The organism is Hymenobacter polaris (assembly GCF_012927305.1).
Taxonomy (GTDB): domain Bacteria; phylum Bacteroidota; class Bacteroidia; order Cytophagales; family Hymenobacteraceae; genus Hymenobacter; species Hymenobacter polaris.
Genome location: NZ_JABBGH010000001.1, coordinates 705,893 through 721,128, shown reverse-complemented (window position 1 = coordinate 721,128; position 15,236 = coordinate 705,893). Strand labels below are relative to the sequence as shown.

Genomic DNA, 15,236 nt, shown 5'->3' with positions numbered 1-15,236 from the left:
AGCGAGCACCATGAAAAAGCTGTTTTTAGCCGTAATGCTGACCTGTTTTTCTTCGCTGCTGTTTGCGCAGGAAATAAAACCGATAAAGCAGAATCTCACGTTCAATATCGACAACCTCGGTGACGGTCATATTGAATTAGCTATCAGCTTTACCGCCGCCCAGTGGGATAATTTTAAACGGGTAATGGGCAATAACACGGATTTGCTCAAGCGTCAGATGGAGCGAACCTTGCCTTCCTATTATTTGCAAAACTTCGCTTATAAGGAAGATGCCATGAACCGCAGCTACGTACTGTCATTTGATGCCCTAGGCATGGCCAAAGTGAATGATGACGGCTTGTGGCAGCTTGATTTGGACATGAAAAAGCCAGATATTACCAAGCTGAGTGATAATGTCTATACACTTACTTCTAACTATAATGCGCAAGGCGCCTTAATTCAGCAAGTTGCAAAGGTAGTTATGCCAGCTGCGGGCTCTGATTTTAAACAGGGCGAGGATTCATTCGGCAAAGCTATTTTCACTTATAGCCTCAGTCCGGATACACATGGTACCAGGTTGCTGCTGCTCGTTTTGGGAGTATTGCTAGTCGCGGCTGGATTAGCTTGGCACTTTGTCTCGGCTCGCAAACTCGTGAGCAAAAACACCCAACTTGTATAAAATCATAGCTGAAACGGAGATAGGTTTTGTCAAATAGTTTAGGATAAGCCAAGCAGCACGAAAAACTAGCGCGCCAACCGCGAAGCACAACTAAAACGCGCGAAACTGCCCCTACGGGCGAGCAACTCCCACCACGCGCAGCCGTGCCGCGCCACCTAAAAAAGTATTAGTGGATTCGGCACGTCCGCTACGGGCCAGAAAGATTTTTCCGGCGCGGGCCTAATATCGCAGCCGCGGGCGCCGGCCGGCCTTAAGGCACCGGGCGCGGAAACCCGCGCTTACCGTTCGGCCGCCGTATGTCATTGCCCCTTGTTTGTTTCGAGCACGTCACCGTCCGCGACCGGGACCGGGTGCTGCTGCCCGACCTCAGCCTGCGCCTCGACGCCGGCCAGCATTTGGCCCTCACGGGGCCCAGTGGCGCCGGCAAAAGTGCCCTGCTGGCGGCCCTGGCCGGGGTGCTGCCCGCTACGGGTGGCCGCGCCGCGTGGCCCCAGCTGGCGGCCGAGGCCCGCGCCCTGCCCCCAACCCCGGCGGGCGTTGCCGCCTCGTGGCAGCGGCTGGTGTGCCTGGTGGGGCCTAGGGCCCCGTTTCGGGCCCGGCCCGGCCAGAGCGAGCTATACTACCAGCAGCGCTACGACGCCACCGCTGCCCAGCAGGTGCCCACCGTGCGCGAGCACCTGGCCGCCCAGCCGGTAGCCCCGCCCAGCGCTGGCCCACCCGCCTGGGAATTGCCCGCCGTGGTGGCGCTGCTGCGCCTCGAAGCGCTGCTCGACCAGCCCCTGATTCAGCTTTCCAACGGCGAAACCAAGCGCCTGCGCCTGGCCACGGCGTTGCTGCGCCAGCCCCGCCTCCTGCTGCTCGACAACCCCCTGGTGGGCCTGGATGCCGCCAGCCGGGCGGGCTTCGACGAGCTGCTGGCGGCCGTGGCGGCCCGCGGCACCACGCTGGTGCTGGCCACCGCCCCGGCCGAGGTGCCGGCCCTGGCTATCCACGTGGCCGAGCTGGCCGCTGGCCGCCTGGTGGCCCTAGGGCCCCGCGCCGCCTACCAGCCGGCCGCGCCGCCCCCGCCGCCCCTCCCCGACCTGGCTGCCTTGCGGGCGCTTTGGCAACCCACCGCCGCGCCGGCCGACCCGCTCCTCCAGCTCGAAAACGTGACCGTGCGCTACGGCGAGCGCCTGGTGCTGGATAACCTCAACTGGGCAGTACGGCCCGGCGAGCGCTGGGCTCTGCGCGGGCCCAACGGCTCGGGTAAAAGCACGCTGCTGAGCTTGCTCAACGGCGACAATCCCCAGGCCTACGCCCAGCGCATCTGGCTGTTTGGGCGGCGGCGCGGCACCGGCGAAAGCATCTGGGACGTGAAGCGGCAGCTGGGTTTTGCCTCGCCCGAGCTGCTGCAATACTTCCCAGGCGCGCCCACTTGCCTGCAGGTAGTGGCCTCGGGCCTGACCGACACGCTGGCCCTAGGGCGCCCCACCGCTGCCCAACTAACCCTGGCCCAGCGCTGGCTGGCCGTGCTGCACCTGGCCGATTACGCCGCCACGCCCCTGCGCCAGGCGCCCGCCAGCGTGCAGCGCCTGTGCCTGGTGGCCCGCGCCCTCAGCAAGTGCCCGGCCCTGCTGCTGCTCGACGAGCCCGCCCAGGGCCTCGACGCCGGGCAGCTCGCGTATTTCCGCGCCGTGCTCGACGCTATTTGCCAAGCCACTGACGTAGCCCTGGTGTACGTCAGCCACCTGCCCGACGAGTTTCCGGCCAGCGTGACGCGGGAACTGCAACTAGGATATTAGTCAGTTTCAGTTATCCAGAACGTCATGCTGAGCTTGCCGAAGCATCTCTACCGCGCCGCCTAGGGATTGTTCGGTAGAGATGCTTCGGCAAGCTCAGCATGACGTTCTGGATAACTGAAACTGACTAATACCTCAGCAGCTCCCCTAGGGCCACCGACACCTTGGCGGCGCTGGGCAGCATTTGCTTTTCCAGCTCCACGTTGAGCGGAATGGCGGGCAGATTGGCAGCGCCCAGGGTGAAAACGGGCGCGTCGAGCTGGCGGAAGCAGTGGCGCTGGATGCGGCCGGCCAGGCTCTCGGCGAAGCTGTTGAGCAACGGCTCCTCGGTGAGCACCAGGGCTTTGCCGTGGCGGCGCACGGCGGCCTGCACGGCGTCCCAGTCGAGGGGGTTGAGGGTGCGCAGGTCGAGCACCTCCACCCGGCCGGGGTAGTCGCGGCTGGCGGCGCGGGCCCAGTGCACGCCCATGCCGTAGGTGATGACTACGCAGCTTTCGCCGCCGCTCACCCTGGCCGGGTCGGCGGCCTGGGCCACGGCGGCCACCCCTAGGGGGATGACGTAGCCCGCGGCCGGCTCCGGGGTTTTGGCGTCTTCGGTGCCGGGCACCTTGCTCCAATACAGACCTTTATGCTCGAGCAGCACCACGGGGTTGGGGTCGAGAAAGCTGGCCCGCAGCAGGCCCTTCATGTCGGCCGCGTTGCTCGGATACACCACCTTAATGCCCCGGATGGTGAGCAGCGTGCTTTCGATGGAGCCCGAGTGGTAGGGCCCGCCGCCGCCGTAGGCCCCCACCGGCACCCGAATCAGGGTGCTCACCGGAAACTTACCCATGGTCAGGTAGCAGCTCTTGCTGATTTCCTCCACTAACTGGTTGAGCGCCGGCCAGATGTAGTCGGCAAACTGAATTTCGACGATGGGCCGGGCACCCACCGCGCTCATGCCCGCCGTGCTGCCCACGATGTAGGCCTCCTGAATGGGCGTGTTGAACACGCGCCGGTCGCCGTACTTCTTGGCCAGCAGCGCCGCCTCGCGAAACACCCCGCCCAGCTCGCCGCCCACATCCTGGCCGTAGAACAGCGCCTCGGGAAATTCGCGCAGGATGTCGTCCACCGCGTGCAGGGCGGCATCTACCATCAGGGATTTTTGGGCGCCGGCGGGGGCGCGCTCGCCGGCCTCCTCAGTTACGGCGGGCGGGGCAAACTCGTGGTCGGCGAAGGTGGCCGGGTCAGGGTCGGGCGCGGCCAGGGCGGCAATCCAGTCGGCCTGCACGGTGGCGCGGGCCTCGGCGGCCAACTCAGTCAACTCCTGCTCGGGCACCCCTAGGGCCAGTAGCTGCTGGTGCAGGCGCGGCAGGGGGTCTTGCTGCTGGTGCTCGGCTAGGTTGGGGCCGCGGTACCACTCGCGGCGCACGCCGCTGGTGTGGTGGCCCAGCAACGGCACGCGGGCGTGCACCAGCACCGGCCCGCGCCGCTGGCGGGCGTGGGCAAAGGCATCGGCCAGGGTTTCGTAGCTGGCTACGAAGTCGGCCCCATCCACCTGCAAGCGGTGCAGGCCTGGAAAGCCGGCCGCCAGCTCGTAGGCGTTCATGGCGCGCATTTCGCGCCCGGTGGCCGAAATGCCCCAGTCGTTGTCCTGCACCAGATATACGATGGGCAGCTGGTGCAGCACGGCCATTTGCAGGGCCTCGCTCACCTCGCCCTCCGTCATGGCCCCGTCGCCGATGGAGCAAAGGACGATGGAATTATGAATTACTTCGCTTGGCGCTTCGAGATTCTGAGCGCCTGCCAATTCATAATTCCCTTCTAAATACTTGATGCCCTGCGCCATGCCGGTGGCCGGAATAGCCTGCATGCCAGTGGCCGAGCTGTTGTGGGGCATGGTGGGCAGGCCGGGGCGGCGCAGGCTGGGGTGGGCGTAGTAGCTGCGCCCGCCGCTGAAGGGGTCGTCGGCCTTGGCCAGCAATTGCAGCAGCAGCTCGTAGGGGCGCAGGCCCAGGCCCAGCAGCAGGGCATCGTCGCGGTAGTAGGGCGTGGCGTAGTCGTGGCCGGTGAGCAGGAAAGCGGCGGCGAGCTGCACGGCCTCGTGGCCGCGGGCGGTGGCGTGCACGTAGCGGGCGGCAATGGCTTTCTGGGCTTCGTAGAGGGCCGCCAGCTCGGCGGCGGTGTGCATGAGCAGGTAGGCGCGGCGCAGCAGGGCGCTGGTAGGCACCACCGGCGCGGGCGCGGGGGTAGCCGGGGCGGCAAAAGCGGCGGCCGCCGTAGCGGCAGCCGCGGCCAGCCGAGCCGAGGCCGCGTCGGTGGGCTCGCTAGTCAGAAACGGGGGCATTCGGGGGCAGGAAAACAGGGGGAGGAAGGGCAGAACCCAAAATTACGCCTGCTGCCGACCTTTGCAGTTCAATGAGCAATGAGCAGTTAGGCCTACCGCCTACTTTGCCAGTTAGCTTAAACGTGCTGGCACTCCCTAGGCGGCGGTTTGCCGCCCAGACCAAGCCATGCTCTTTATTGCTCATTGCTCATTGCAAATCACTCATTCCTAATGACTCGCCACGATATTGCCGCCTGGCTCCAGGCTTTTCAGAACCGCCTCTGCCAGCAGCTCGAGGCGGCCGACGGCGGCCCGGCCCGCTTTGGGCAGGACGACTGGGAGCGGCCCGGCGGCGGCGGCGGCCATTCCAGGGTGCTGGAGGGCGGCGCCATTCTGGAAAAGGGCGGCGTGGGCTTTTCACAGGTGGAGGGCGAGTTGAGCGAGGCTGCCGCCCGCCAGCTGCACCTGCCCAACCCGCACTTCTTTGCCACCGGCGTGTCGGTCGTTTTGCACCCGCGCAGCCCTCGGGTGCCCATCATCCACATGAACGTGCGCTACTTCGAGGCCGGCAACGGCGAGGCCTGGTTTGGCGGCGGCATCGACCTGACGCCCATCTACGTGGACGAAACCCAGGCCCGGCGCTTCCACCAGCAGCTTAAGGCGGTGTGCGACCGCCACAACCCTAGCTACTACCCGCGCTTTCATAAATGGGCCGACGACTACTTCTACCTGCCCCACCGCCACGAAACGCGCGGCGTAGGCGGCATCTTCTTCGATAGGCTGACAGTGGGCCAGGACGGCACCGTGGAGCAGCTCTTCGCCTTCGTGCAAGACGTAGCCGAGCTGTTCGGGCCCTTCTACGTGCAGCTGATGCGCGAAAACGTCGCCCTGCCCTACGGCGCGCCCGAGGAAGCCTGGCAGCAGCTGCGCCGCAACCGCTACGCCGAGTTCAACCTGGCCTTCGACCGCGGCACCCGCTTCGGCCTCGAAACCAACGGCCGCACCGAAAGCATCCTTATGAGCCTGCCCCCCCGCTGCGGCTGGCACTACAACCCCGCCCCGCCCGCCCCCGGCACGCCCGAGGCCACTACCCTAGCCTGGCTGCGCAAGGGCGTCGAGTGGGTGTAAAGGGTTATGCAAAGAGCAAAAAGGCGGTCATGCTGAGCTTGCCGAAGCATCTCTACCGAACAATGCGGCTCGGTAGAGATGCTTCGGCAAGCTCAGCATGACCGCCTTTTTTGCTCATCTAATCCAAGCCTAGTGTAATCGCTTCGTAGTCTCGCAATGACAGAATTTTTACGCTCCCTCACCGACCTCGACCACCGCCTACTGCTGGTCATCAACCACGCCCGCGCGCCGGCCCTAGACCGGGTGATGACCTTTGCCTCGCAAATAAAGGTGTGGTTTCCGTTCTATGCCCTGCTGCTGGGCTGGCTCGTGTACCACTTCCGGCGGCGGGCGGCGCTGCTGGTGCCGCTGCTGGCCGCCACCGTGGCCCTGGCCGACAGCATCACCAGCCGCATCTTCAAGCCCTGGGCCGCCCGCCCGAGGCCCTGCCACGCCGCCGACCTGGCCGCGCAGCTTTACCTGCCTGATGGCTGCGGCGGAGCATTCGGCTTTATGTCATCGCACGCCGCCAATGCCATAGGCCTGGCCGTTTTTCTGCTGTTCACGCTGCCCGCCGGTCGCTTCCGCCTGCTCAAAGCGGGCGTGTTTCTGTGGGCGCTGGTCATCTCCTACAGCCGCGTGTACCTGGCCGCCCACTACCCGCTCGACGTGCTGGGCGGCTGGCTGGTGGGCGCCACCCTAGGGGCTGGTGCCGGCTGGACGTTCCGGCGCTGGGATGGGCGGGTGGTGGCTAACTGAAATCAGTAGCTTATTAACCCGGAAGCAGGTCAAATTTATTGCTCCCTACTCTTCGCTCAAGCTCTGAGCCGACGGGGTAATCTAAGTACGCGATAATCGCCGGCTCATAGTTGGCAATTGTGTTCACGTCATACACTTCCGAATAGGCCAAATTATCCAGATAGGCTTGGTCTTCCGTTCCCGCGAAGAATCGCCAGCCACTATCAAGTTCGTTGTGCGGTTCCTCTCGATACATGTAGCCTAGGGGTTCTCCATCTACTGTAATTCTATCCGTAGCAATGCACCCTCCATACCCGCTTACTAAATCGACAATCTGCTCTGAGTGCAGCTTAAACAGCTTGTTTCCGGCCATATATGGTAGGACTCAGTTAATTTCCGACGACAATTTAGTTTAACCCATCTACTCCGCCGGTTGCCGGTGTGGCCGTCGCCGTGGTCGCCTTGGCCGGGCTCGCTGGTTTCCTTGGCGTTGTGGCGGTCGTCTTGCGAGAGCGAGCGGTTCAGGTCTACGGATGTTTCTATTTCGCCCTAGTCATTGCGGCGGATGTAGCGCTTATCGCCGGGGTTGGGCTCGATTTCTTCGCGTTTATGGCTCATGGCTAAGGGGTTGCTTGGTGAGAGAAGGGCAGGCTCATAGGTAGCCAACGCAGGCGCGGGCCGCAGGTTGCCGCCAGCGGGCCCTAGGGTCCGCTACCGCGCCAAACCGCGCTTGCGCGCTACCTTGCGCGGGCAAGGTTTTTGCCCTTTGCCGGGCCTTTTTTTCACTGCTATGCATATCTATTTACGGGTTTTTTGCACTGTTGCCGCGCTGCTTCCTGGCGCGGCGCGGGCGCAAACGCCGCCGGCCCGCACGGCGGCCGACTACGCGCGGGCCGAGCGCTTCTTGGTTTACAACACCCAGCCGCTGGTAGACCACACCATGGGGCCGCCCACCTGGCTGCCGGGCGACCGCTTCTGGTACCGCGTATCGACCCCGCAGGGCAACGATTTTGTGCTGGTTGACCCCGCCCGCAAGACGCGCCAGCCGGCCTTTGACCAGGCGCGGCTGGCGGCGGCCCTAGGGGCCGCCACCAGCAAAACCTACGACGCCCACCGCTTGCCTTTCCGCAGCTTCGAGCTGGCGCCCGATGGCCGCAGCCTCAGCTTCGCGGCGGCGGGCAAGCACTGGCGCTATGACCAGGCCAGCGGGCAGGTGAGCGCCGAAACGCCAACCACGCCTAGCCCCTCAAAAGGAGCCAACGACGCACCGGAAGTGCTGTCGCCCAACGGCCAGCTAGCGGCCTACATCCACGAGCATAACCTGTGGGTGCGCGACACCAAGACTAACGCCCGGCGCCAACTCACTACCGATGGCGCCGAGCACTACGGCTACGCCACCGACAACGCCGGCTGGACCAGCAGCGACGCGCCCATCGTGCGCTGGTCGCCCGACTCGCGCAAGCTGGCCACCTTTCAGCAGGACGAACGCCGGGCAGGCGATATGTACTTGGTAACCACCAACGTGGGCCACCCCACGTTGAAGTCCTGGAAGTACCCGCTGCCCGGCGACCAGGACATCGTCACCATCGAGCGGGTGATTGTGGAGGTGGAGCCCGCCAAGGTGGTGCGCCTGCAAGTGCCGCCCGACCCGCACCGCGGCTCGCTCTCGGATGATATTTCGAGCAGCGGCACCTTCGACGACGTGGACTGGCGCCCCGACGGCACGGAGCTGGCCTTCGTGAGCACCTCGCGCGACCACAAGCAGGAGAAGCTGCGCATTGCCAACGCCGCCACCGGCGCCGTGCGCGAGGTGATGCAGGAAACCGTGGCCACGCAGTACGAGTCGGGCCAGCACGCCATCAACTGGCACTACCTGCCCAAAACCCAGGAGGCCATCTGGTATTCGGAGCGCAACAACTGGGGCCACCTCTACCTCTACGACACCCGCAACGGCCAGCTCAAGCACCAGATTACCAAAGGGAATTGGGTAGTAACGCAGCTGTTGAAAGTGGATGAGCAGGCGCGGCAGCTCTACTTCCTGGCCGATGGGCGCGAGCCGGGCAACCCCTACTTCACCCACCTCTACCGCATTGGCCTCGACGGCAAGCACCTCACCCTGCTCACGCCCGAGGCCGGCAACCACCAGGTGGATTTTTCGCCCTCCGGCCGCTACTTTGTTGACCAATACTCGCAGCCCAACGTGCCGCCCGTGAGCGTGGTGCGCGACCTAAACGGCAAGCTGGTGACGCCCCTGGAGAAAACCGATATTTCGCGGCTGCTGGCCACCGGCTGGCACGCGCCCACGCCCATCACGGTAAAAGGGCAGGACGGGCAAACCGACCTCTACGGTTTGCTTTTTACGCCCACCAAGCTCAACCCCGACCAGAAGTACCCCATTATCAACTACATCTACCCCGGCCCGCAGGGCGGCAGCGTGGGTAGCTGGTCGTTTGCGGCGGCGCGGGGCGATAACCAAGCGCTGGCCGAGTTGGGCTTCGTGGTGGTGGTGCTGGAAGGCAGCTGCAACCCCTTGCGCTCCAAGAGCTTCCACGATGCCTGCTACGGCAACATGATGGAAAACACCTTGGGCGACCAAACCGCCGGCATGCGCCAACTGGCCGAGCGCTACCCCTACATCGACCTGAGCCGGGCCGGCATCTGGGGCCACTCGGGCGGCGGCTACGCGGCGGCGGCGGCCATGTTCCGCTACCCCGACTTCTTCAAAGTGGGCATCTCGGAATCGGGCAACCACGAAAACCGCAACTACGAGGACGATTGGGGCGAGCGCTACATTGGCCTGCTCACGCGCCAGCCCGACGGCAGCACCAACTACGACTCGCAAGCCAACGCCTTCTACGCCAAGAACCTGAAAGGCAAACTGATGCTGGCCCACGGCCTGATGGACAACAACGTGCCACCCTACAACACGATGCTGGTAGTAGAAGCCCTCACCAAAGCCAATAAAAGCTACGACCTGGTGGTATTTCCCAACGCCGCGCACGGCTACGGCCCGTACTCGCCCTACATGATGCGCCGCCGCTGGGACTACTTCGTGCGCAACCTGGCCGGCGCCGAGCCGCCCCAGGACTACCAGATGACCCCTAGGCCCGACCCGCGCACGGTAAGCGAGTAGCTGAGTAAATAAGTTGAAAAAAGGCGGTCATGCTGAGCCTGCCGAAGCATCTCTACCGCGCCCCTAGGGGTTGTTCGGTAGAGATGCTTCGGCAGGCTCAGCCTGACCGCCTTTTTTGCCCAATCACCTAACTACCTAATCTCTTAACTAGCCCTTGCCCAGCAGCCGGGCCACGTACTTGCCCACAATGTCGAACTCCAGGTTGACGCGCTCGCCGGCTTGCAGCTGGTGGAAGCCGGTGTGCTCGTAGGTATACGGGATGATGGCTACCGAGAAGCCATCGGGCTCACTGTCGAAGCAGGTGAGGCTCACGCCGTTCACCGTTATCGAGCCCTTTTCTACCGTCAGGCGCTGGGGGCCCGGCTCGTGGCGGAAGCGAAACAGCCAGGAGCCGTCCTGGTCCTGCACGCTGACGCACTCGGCGGTAGCATCGACGTGGCCCTGCACAATGTGGCCGTCGAAGCGCCCGCCGGCGGCCAGGCAGCGCTCCAGGTTCACGTGGCGGCCGGGCGCCCACTGGCCCAGGTTGGTTTTGCGCAGGGTTTCGTCGATGGCCGTGACGGTGTGGGTGCCGGCCGCGCCGTCGAGGGCCACCACCGTCAGGCACACGCCGTCGTGGGCCACGCTCTGGTCGATTTTCAGCTCCTGGGCGAAGGGCGACTCAATGGTGAAGTGGCGGTTAGTGCCCTGGGTTTCGACCGCCGTAACGGTGCCCGTGGCTTCAATAATACCTGTAAACATGGACCGCAGATTTAACGGATTTAACGGATTTCGCGGATACGCTTGGCTGCGCCAAGCTGCCTACGCGGGTGGCTCGGGTGTGCCGCCTTTTGGCCCGCGCGGGGCCTAGGAGCGCTGCTTCTACTGGCCGGCCAAGCTATCAACCGGGTGCGCTGGCATTAAGTTAATCCACTCAGTCTGTACCTCGCCCCAACCACCCAATCACCTGCAACTGCTACTGCCACCAGTTATTACCCTCCTGCGTAGTCAGCTTGGCGCTAGCCAAGCGTATCCGTTAAATCCGTTAAATCTGCGGTCTATTTACCCCGGCCTTCCACGATGATTTTCAGCGTGTAAAGCAGCACGCGGAAGTCCATGGCCAGGCTCATATTCTCGATGTAGAGAATGTCGAACTTGAGGCGCTCCACCATCTGCGGCACGGTTTCGGCGTAGCCGTACTTTACCTGCCCGAGGCTGGTGAGGCCGGGGCGCACGCGGTGCAGGTGGCGGTAGTGGGGCGCGAGCTGCACAATCTGGTCGATGAAAAACTGGCGCTCGGGCCTAGGGCCCACCAGGCTCATATCACCCCGCAGCACGTTCCAGAACTGCGGAAACTCATCCAGGCGCACCTTGCGCATAAACCGGCCCCAGGGCGTCACTCGCGGGTCGTGGTCGGAGCTGAGGCGCGGGCCGTTTTGCTCGGAGCCCACGTACATCGAGCGAAACTTGATAATCTCGAACGGCACGCCCTCGCGCCCGATGCGCTGCTGGCGGTAAAAGACCGGCCCCGGCGACGACGACTTGACCATGGCGGCCGTGGCGACGTACACCGGGCTGGCCAGCAGCATAAACACCACCGAGCTGCTCACGTCGATGGCCCGCTTGAGCACCAGCTGCCAGGGCGGCAGCAAGTCGTGCTTTATCTCAATGAGGGGCGTGCCGAATAAGTGGTTGACCTTCACCGACCCTAGCAGTATCTGGTACAAGTCAGGCAGCACGCTCACGCGCACGGCCGAGCCGTCGAGCAAATTCAGGATTTCCTGGATGCGGCGGTGCTCGCTGGGCTCGATGGCAATAATCACCTGCTCGATGCGCCCCTCCTGAATAATAGCCGGCAGCTGCTGGTACGAGCCGGTGCTGGGCAGCAGGTCGGCCAGGTCGGCATCCACGGCCTCGCCCACCGGGGCGTAGCCCACCAGCCGCAGCCCCAGGTGGCGGCCGGTGCGGCGCAGCTCGCGGTAGGTGGCCAGCGCCAGCTGGCTGCTACCCACCAGCAGCGTGGGGAAGGAAATGGCCCCACTGCGCACCAGGCGCTGCACGCTGCTCACGGCCCAGATGCGCAGCACCGCCGTAATGCCGAAGTGCAGCAGGTAGTAGGCCGCAAACGTCTTGTAGTAAGCGTGGTAGTTGCTCACGCCCTGGTCGTCGAGCAGCAGGGCGAAGAAGATGACCACCGTGCCCAGCACCGACGCCCGCGCCAGGCGAATAATTTCGGTGAGGCGCGACTTGCGGAAGATGTCGCGGTACTCGCCCAACAGCGCGTAGAGGGCCGTCCAGAAGCAGGCAATCATCAGGGCCGCCCCCGAGAGGTAAAACACGGCGCCCTCGGTGAAGTGGTAGCCGGTAATCTCGCTGAGCAGGTACTTGCGCAGCAAAAAAAACGCCACCCAGGCCAGCAGCGCCGCCCCAAAATCGGCCGCGAGGAGCTTGAAAAATTGAAGTTGGCGGAGCAGCAAGGGGGAAGCGGTGGCGAGTACTTTTGCGGCGAGGTGGGGCAAAAGTACTCGCCCCGCTACATCCACCCGGCTCGCTAACCGCCCGGTTTCCCTTTTAGCTCGCCTAGTGGCCCTTCCTCCCCGCCTCCTGCTACCGCCCGATACCTACCGCCACCGCGGCCAGCGCCGCGCCCTGGTTGAGCTGCTGCGCCGCGAGCGCGGCATTCAGGATGAGCGCGTGCTAGCGGCCCTGGGGGCGGTGCCGCGCCACTGGTTTTTCGAGCCCGCCTTCGATGCCCACGCCTACCAGGACAAGGCCTTCCCCATCGGCGAGGGCCAAACCATTTCGCAGCCCAGCACCGTGGCCCGCCAAACCGAGCTGCTGGAGCTGCAGCCCGGCCACCGGGTGCTCGAAATCGGCACCGGCTCGGGCTACCAGTTCGCCGTGCTCTGCCAGCTGGCCGGGGGAGTGCAAAGTATCGAGTTCAACCCGGCGCTGTATGAGCGCGGCCGGGCCCGGCTGGCCGCCCTGGGCTTGCCCACGGCCGGCCTGCACCTGGGCGATGGCTCGCTGGGCCTGCCCACCCTAGCCCCCTTCGACGCCATATTGGTAACCGCCGGGGCGCCGGCCCTGCCCCCGGCCCTGCTGCGCCAGCTGCGCGTGGGCGGGCGGCTGGTAGTGCCCGTGGGCGGCCACGACCCCGGCCGCCAGCAGCTGCTGCGCATCACCCGCGAGGGGCCGACGGCCTTCGTGCGCGAGGAGCTGGGCGACTGCCGCTTCGTGCCGCTGCGCGGGGCGGCGGGCTGGCGCTAGGGCGTGGCGCGAGGCTTGAGCCGGTACACCAGCCCTAGGCGCAGGCTGCGGTCAAACGCTTCCGAAGGCCCCCCGCCCACCAGGCCCGAGCGGTAATTGACCCCACCCCAGGCGTAGCTGCCATTAAGCCCCCAGCGGCCCCGCCACGCGGTTAGGTCGGCGCGCAGCAGGCCATCGAAGGGTAGCCCGCTGTCGCGCCCCTCGTTGGTAGCCCAGGCCTGGTCGCCGTTGTTGTAGTAGGTGCCTCGGCCCGCTTCGCGCTTGCCAAACACGGCGGCCAGCTCGGGACCAGCCAGCACATCGAGGCGCACGGCCCCCAGGTGCAGGCGGTAGCCTAGGGCGAAGAATAAGCTTACGTGCTGGCTGGCCAGGTATGTGTGGCCGTCGGCCGCGTAAAAAGAATACGTGGGATAGCTGCTGTAGCTTAGTCCAGTAATGGCGGTGCGGGCCCGCTGGTAGTCGTAGCCCAGGTCGAGGCCCAGCAGCAGCGGCCAGCGGCTTTCGTGCAGCAGCCTCAGGCCCGCGCCGGCCCCTAGGCCCAGGCGCCCGCCAAAAGGATTATTGGTGTAGCCGTGCCCCGCGCCGCTGTAGTTGATAAAGGACTCCTGCTCGGCACTACTGCCCACAAAATGAGATAGGTTGAGGCCGGCCCGGCCCAGCAGCTCGCTGTGCTGGGCCAAAGCCGGCCGGGTACCGGCTACCAGAAATAAGGCGTACAGAATTTTTCTCATGCCAGAGAGTTGCGGGGGTTGCGCAAAGGGTTGTGCCTGGATGACACCCTAGGGCCCGCTACCGTTGCACGCGGCGCGCACGGCAAACGTAGCAGCTACCTTTGCCCTATCTATTCCCACCCTCTATTCCTGGCCCTATTTGCTACCTTGACGCCCAACTACTTGAAAAAGCAACGCCCCGTATCCGATTCCTTCGTCATCATGACCGAGCTGGTATTGCCCAACGATACCAACACGCTCAACAACCTGATGGGGGGCCGCATGATGCACCTCATGGACATTGCCGCCGCCATCGCGGCCCAGAAGCACTCCAACCGCATCGTCGTCACGGCCTCGGTCGATAACGTGTCCTTCCGCGACCCCATTCGCCTGGGCAACGTCGTGACGCTGCAGGCCCAGGTCACGCGCTCGTTCAGCTCCAGCATGGAGGTGCACATCGACGTGTGGGCCGAGGATATTCCGAGCGGCACCAAGGTAAAAACCAACGAGGCCTTCTTCACCTTCGTGGCCGTCGACCAGTCGGGCCGGCCCATCGACGTGCCCGAGGCCGTGCCCGAAACCGCCGACGAAATTGCCCTCTACGACGGGGCCCTGCGCCGCCGCCAGCTGCGCCTGGTGCTGGCCGGCCGCATGAAGCCCATTGACGCCACCGAACTGCGCGCGCTCTTTGAAATAGCTTAATTTTTCTTGCATAAATGACTACTGACCAGCAGGCTGGCACGCTGGCCTTTTTGCAAAGCTTCTATACCGACATCACGCTCTACGTGCCCTTCGAAGCTGCCGAGCGCACGCCCGAGCCCGCCCCGGCTGCTGCCCCCGCGCCCGCAGCAGTAGCCCCTAGCCCAGCTGCAGCGCTGGCTTCGGCCGCGGCCAGCCCAGTCGTTGCGGCCAGCGCAAGCCCTAGGCCGCCCGCGCCAGTGGCTGCCCCGCCCCTGGCCCCGGCTGCTGCGGCACCCACCCCACCCCTGCCAGTGGCGGCCGGCAAACTGCCGTCGCTGGCTGCCCTGCCTACGCCGCCGGTAGCCGCTCGGCCGGCGCCGGCAGCTAGCCCAGTGGTGCTCGCTGCTCCGGCGCCGGTAGCGGCGCCCGCGCCGGCCGCGGGGCCGCCGGCTACCCCACCGGTGGCACCCTACCTGCTCACCCAGTTCAACACCCTAGGCAGCAACGCCCAGGGCGTGGTGGTGCTGGTGCGCCTGCCCGAAACTCAGTTTCAGAAGCTGCCGCGCAACGTGTTTCTCAACAAGCTTTTGCAAGCCATCAGCCTGGTAATGGCCGACGTGGTGCTGGTGAACGTGGCCGGCCCCTACCCGGTGGCGCTGGAAAACCTGCGCCGCGAAATTGCCGCCACCCACGTGCTGGCCTTCGGCAAAAACCTGCTCGATGTGGCCGTGCGCACCACCCAGATTTATGAGCCCGTTTTGTTTCCCAACCTGAACCTAGCCTACCTGGCCGCCGCCGAGGTCGAGATGGTCGAATACGACGTCAGCCTTAAAAAGCGCCTCTGGGCCGGCCTCAAAGCCATGTTTTTATAACC

General features: G+C 64.7%; 13 protein-coding genes. 8 read left to right on the top strand and 5 right to left on the bottom strand.

Translation table 11 applies throughout. The features are described from left to right. The first annotated feature begins 10 nt into the window (after window positions 1-10). Both HHL22_RS03100 and HHL22_RS24315 read left to right on the top strand, forming a co-directional pair. Window positions 11-658: a hypothetical protein gene (locus HHL22_RS03100; protein WP_169529499.1), complete on the top strand. Its 648-nt coding sequence runs from the start codon at window positions 11-13 to the stop codon at window positions 656-658. 296 nt (window positions 659-954) lie between these two features. Then, window positions 955-2,442, top strand: a complete 1,488-nt coding sequence (locus HHL22_RS24315; RefSeq protein ID WP_169529498.1) for an ATP-binding cassette domain-containing protein — start codon at window positions 955-957, stop codon at window positions 2,440-2,442. 124 nt (window positions 2,443-2,566) lie between these two features. Here the strand turns inward: HHL22_RS24315 and HHL22_RS03090 are convergent, their stop codons facing one another. After that, the gene (locus HHL22_RS03090) at window positions 2,567-4,765 is read right to left on the bottom strand and encodes an alpha-ketoacid dehydrogenase subunit alpha/beta (RefSeq protein WP_206680681.1); all 2,199 of its coding nucleotides are present in this window, start codon (window positions 4,763-4,765) and stop codon (window positions 2,567-2,569) included. Between the two features lie 210 nt (window positions 4,766-4,975). Here HHL22_RS03090 and hemF point away from each other — a divergent pair, with 210 nt between their 5' ends. Together hemF and HHL22_RS03080 are read left to right on the top strand one after the other, a co-directional pair. Next, entirely contained in the window at window positions 4,976-5,872 is an 897-nt protein-coding gene (hemF, locus tag HHL22_RS03085) for an oxygen-dependent coproporphyrinogen oxidase (protein ID WP_169529497.1), read from the top strand. A gap of 156 nt (window positions 5,873-6,028) precedes the next feature. Next, entirely contained in the window at window positions 6,029-6,610 is a 582-nt protein-coding gene (locus HHL22_RS03080; RefSeq protein WP_169529496.1) for a phosphatase PAP2 family protein, read from the top strand. Window positions 6,611-6,623: 13 nt separating this feature from the next. Here HHL22_RS03080 and HHL22_RS03075 read toward each other — a convergent pair whose 3' ends face one another. Continuing rightward, entirely contained in the window at window positions 6,624-6,962 is a 339-nt protein-coding gene (locus HHL22_RS03075; protein WP_169529495.1) for a DUF2185 domain-containing protein, read from the bottom strand. 417 nt (window positions 6,963-7,379) lie between these two features. On the opposite strand from HHL22_RS03075, the gene HHL22_RS03070 reads away from it, so the two are divergent. Then, complete coding sequence (locus HHL22_RS03070) at window positions 7,380-9,722, top strand: S9 family peptidase (protein WP_169529494.1); 2,343 nt, start codon at window positions 7,380-7,382, stop codon at window positions 9,720-9,722. 147 nt (window positions 9,723-9,869) lie between these two features. Here the strand turns inward: HHL22_RS03070 and HHL22_RS03065 are convergent, their stop codons facing one another. Then, window positions 9,870-10,463 carry a riboflavin synthase gene (locus tag HHL22_RS03065; protein ID WP_169529493.1) on the bottom strand — a complete coding sequence of 198 codons (594 nt, stop codon included), beginning with the start codon at window positions 10,461-10,463 and terminating at the stop codon, window positions 9,870-9,872. A 296-nt stretch (window positions 10,464-10,759) separates the two neighbouring features. Then, a complete protein-coding gene (locus HHL22_RS03060) occupies window positions 10,760-12,178 on the bottom strand; it encodes a sugar transferase (RefSeq protein ID WP_241737953.1) in 1,419 nt (472 codons plus the stop codon). Window positions 12,179-12,284: 106 nt separating this feature from the next. Here HHL22_RS03060 and HHL22_RS03055 point away from each other — a divergent pair, with 106 nt between their 5' ends. Continuing rightward, window positions 12,285-12,971 (top strand): protein-L-isoaspartate(D-aspartate) O-methyltransferase, encoded by a 687-nt coding sequence (locus tag HHL22_RS03055; RefSeq protein WP_317172619.1) that lies wholly within the window; start codon window positions 12,285-12,287, stop codon window positions 12,969-12,971. Here HHL22_RS03055 and HHL22_RS03050 read toward each other — a convergent pair. Then, the gene (locus HHL22_RS03050; protein WP_169529492.1) at window positions 12,968-13,702 is read right to left on the bottom strand and encodes a hypothetical protein; all 735 of its coding nucleotides are present in this window, start codon (window positions 13,700-13,702) and stop codon (window positions 12,968-12,970) included. The two genes, HHL22_RS03055 and HHL22_RS03050, sit on opposite strands and share 4 nt — an antisense overlap. Window positions 13,703-13,903: 201 nt before the next feature. Here HHL22_RS03050 and HHL22_RS03045 point away from each other — a divergent pair, with 201 nt between their 5' ends. Together HHL22_RS03045 and HHL22_RS03040 are read left to right on the top strand one after the other, a co-directional pair. Continuing rightward, window positions 13,904-14,383 (top strand): acyl-CoA thioesterase, encoded by a 480-nt coding sequence (locus HHL22_RS03045; protein WP_169530946.1) that lies wholly within the window; start codon window positions 13,904-13,906, stop codon window positions 14,381-14,383. A 14-nt stretch (window positions 14,384-14,397) separates the two neighbouring features. After that, a complete protein-coding gene (locus HHL22_RS03040; protein WP_169528928.1) occupies window positions 14,398-15,234 on the top strand; it encodes a hypothetical protein in 837 nt (278 codons plus the stop codon). Window positions 15,235-15,236 lie beyond the last annotated feature (2 nt).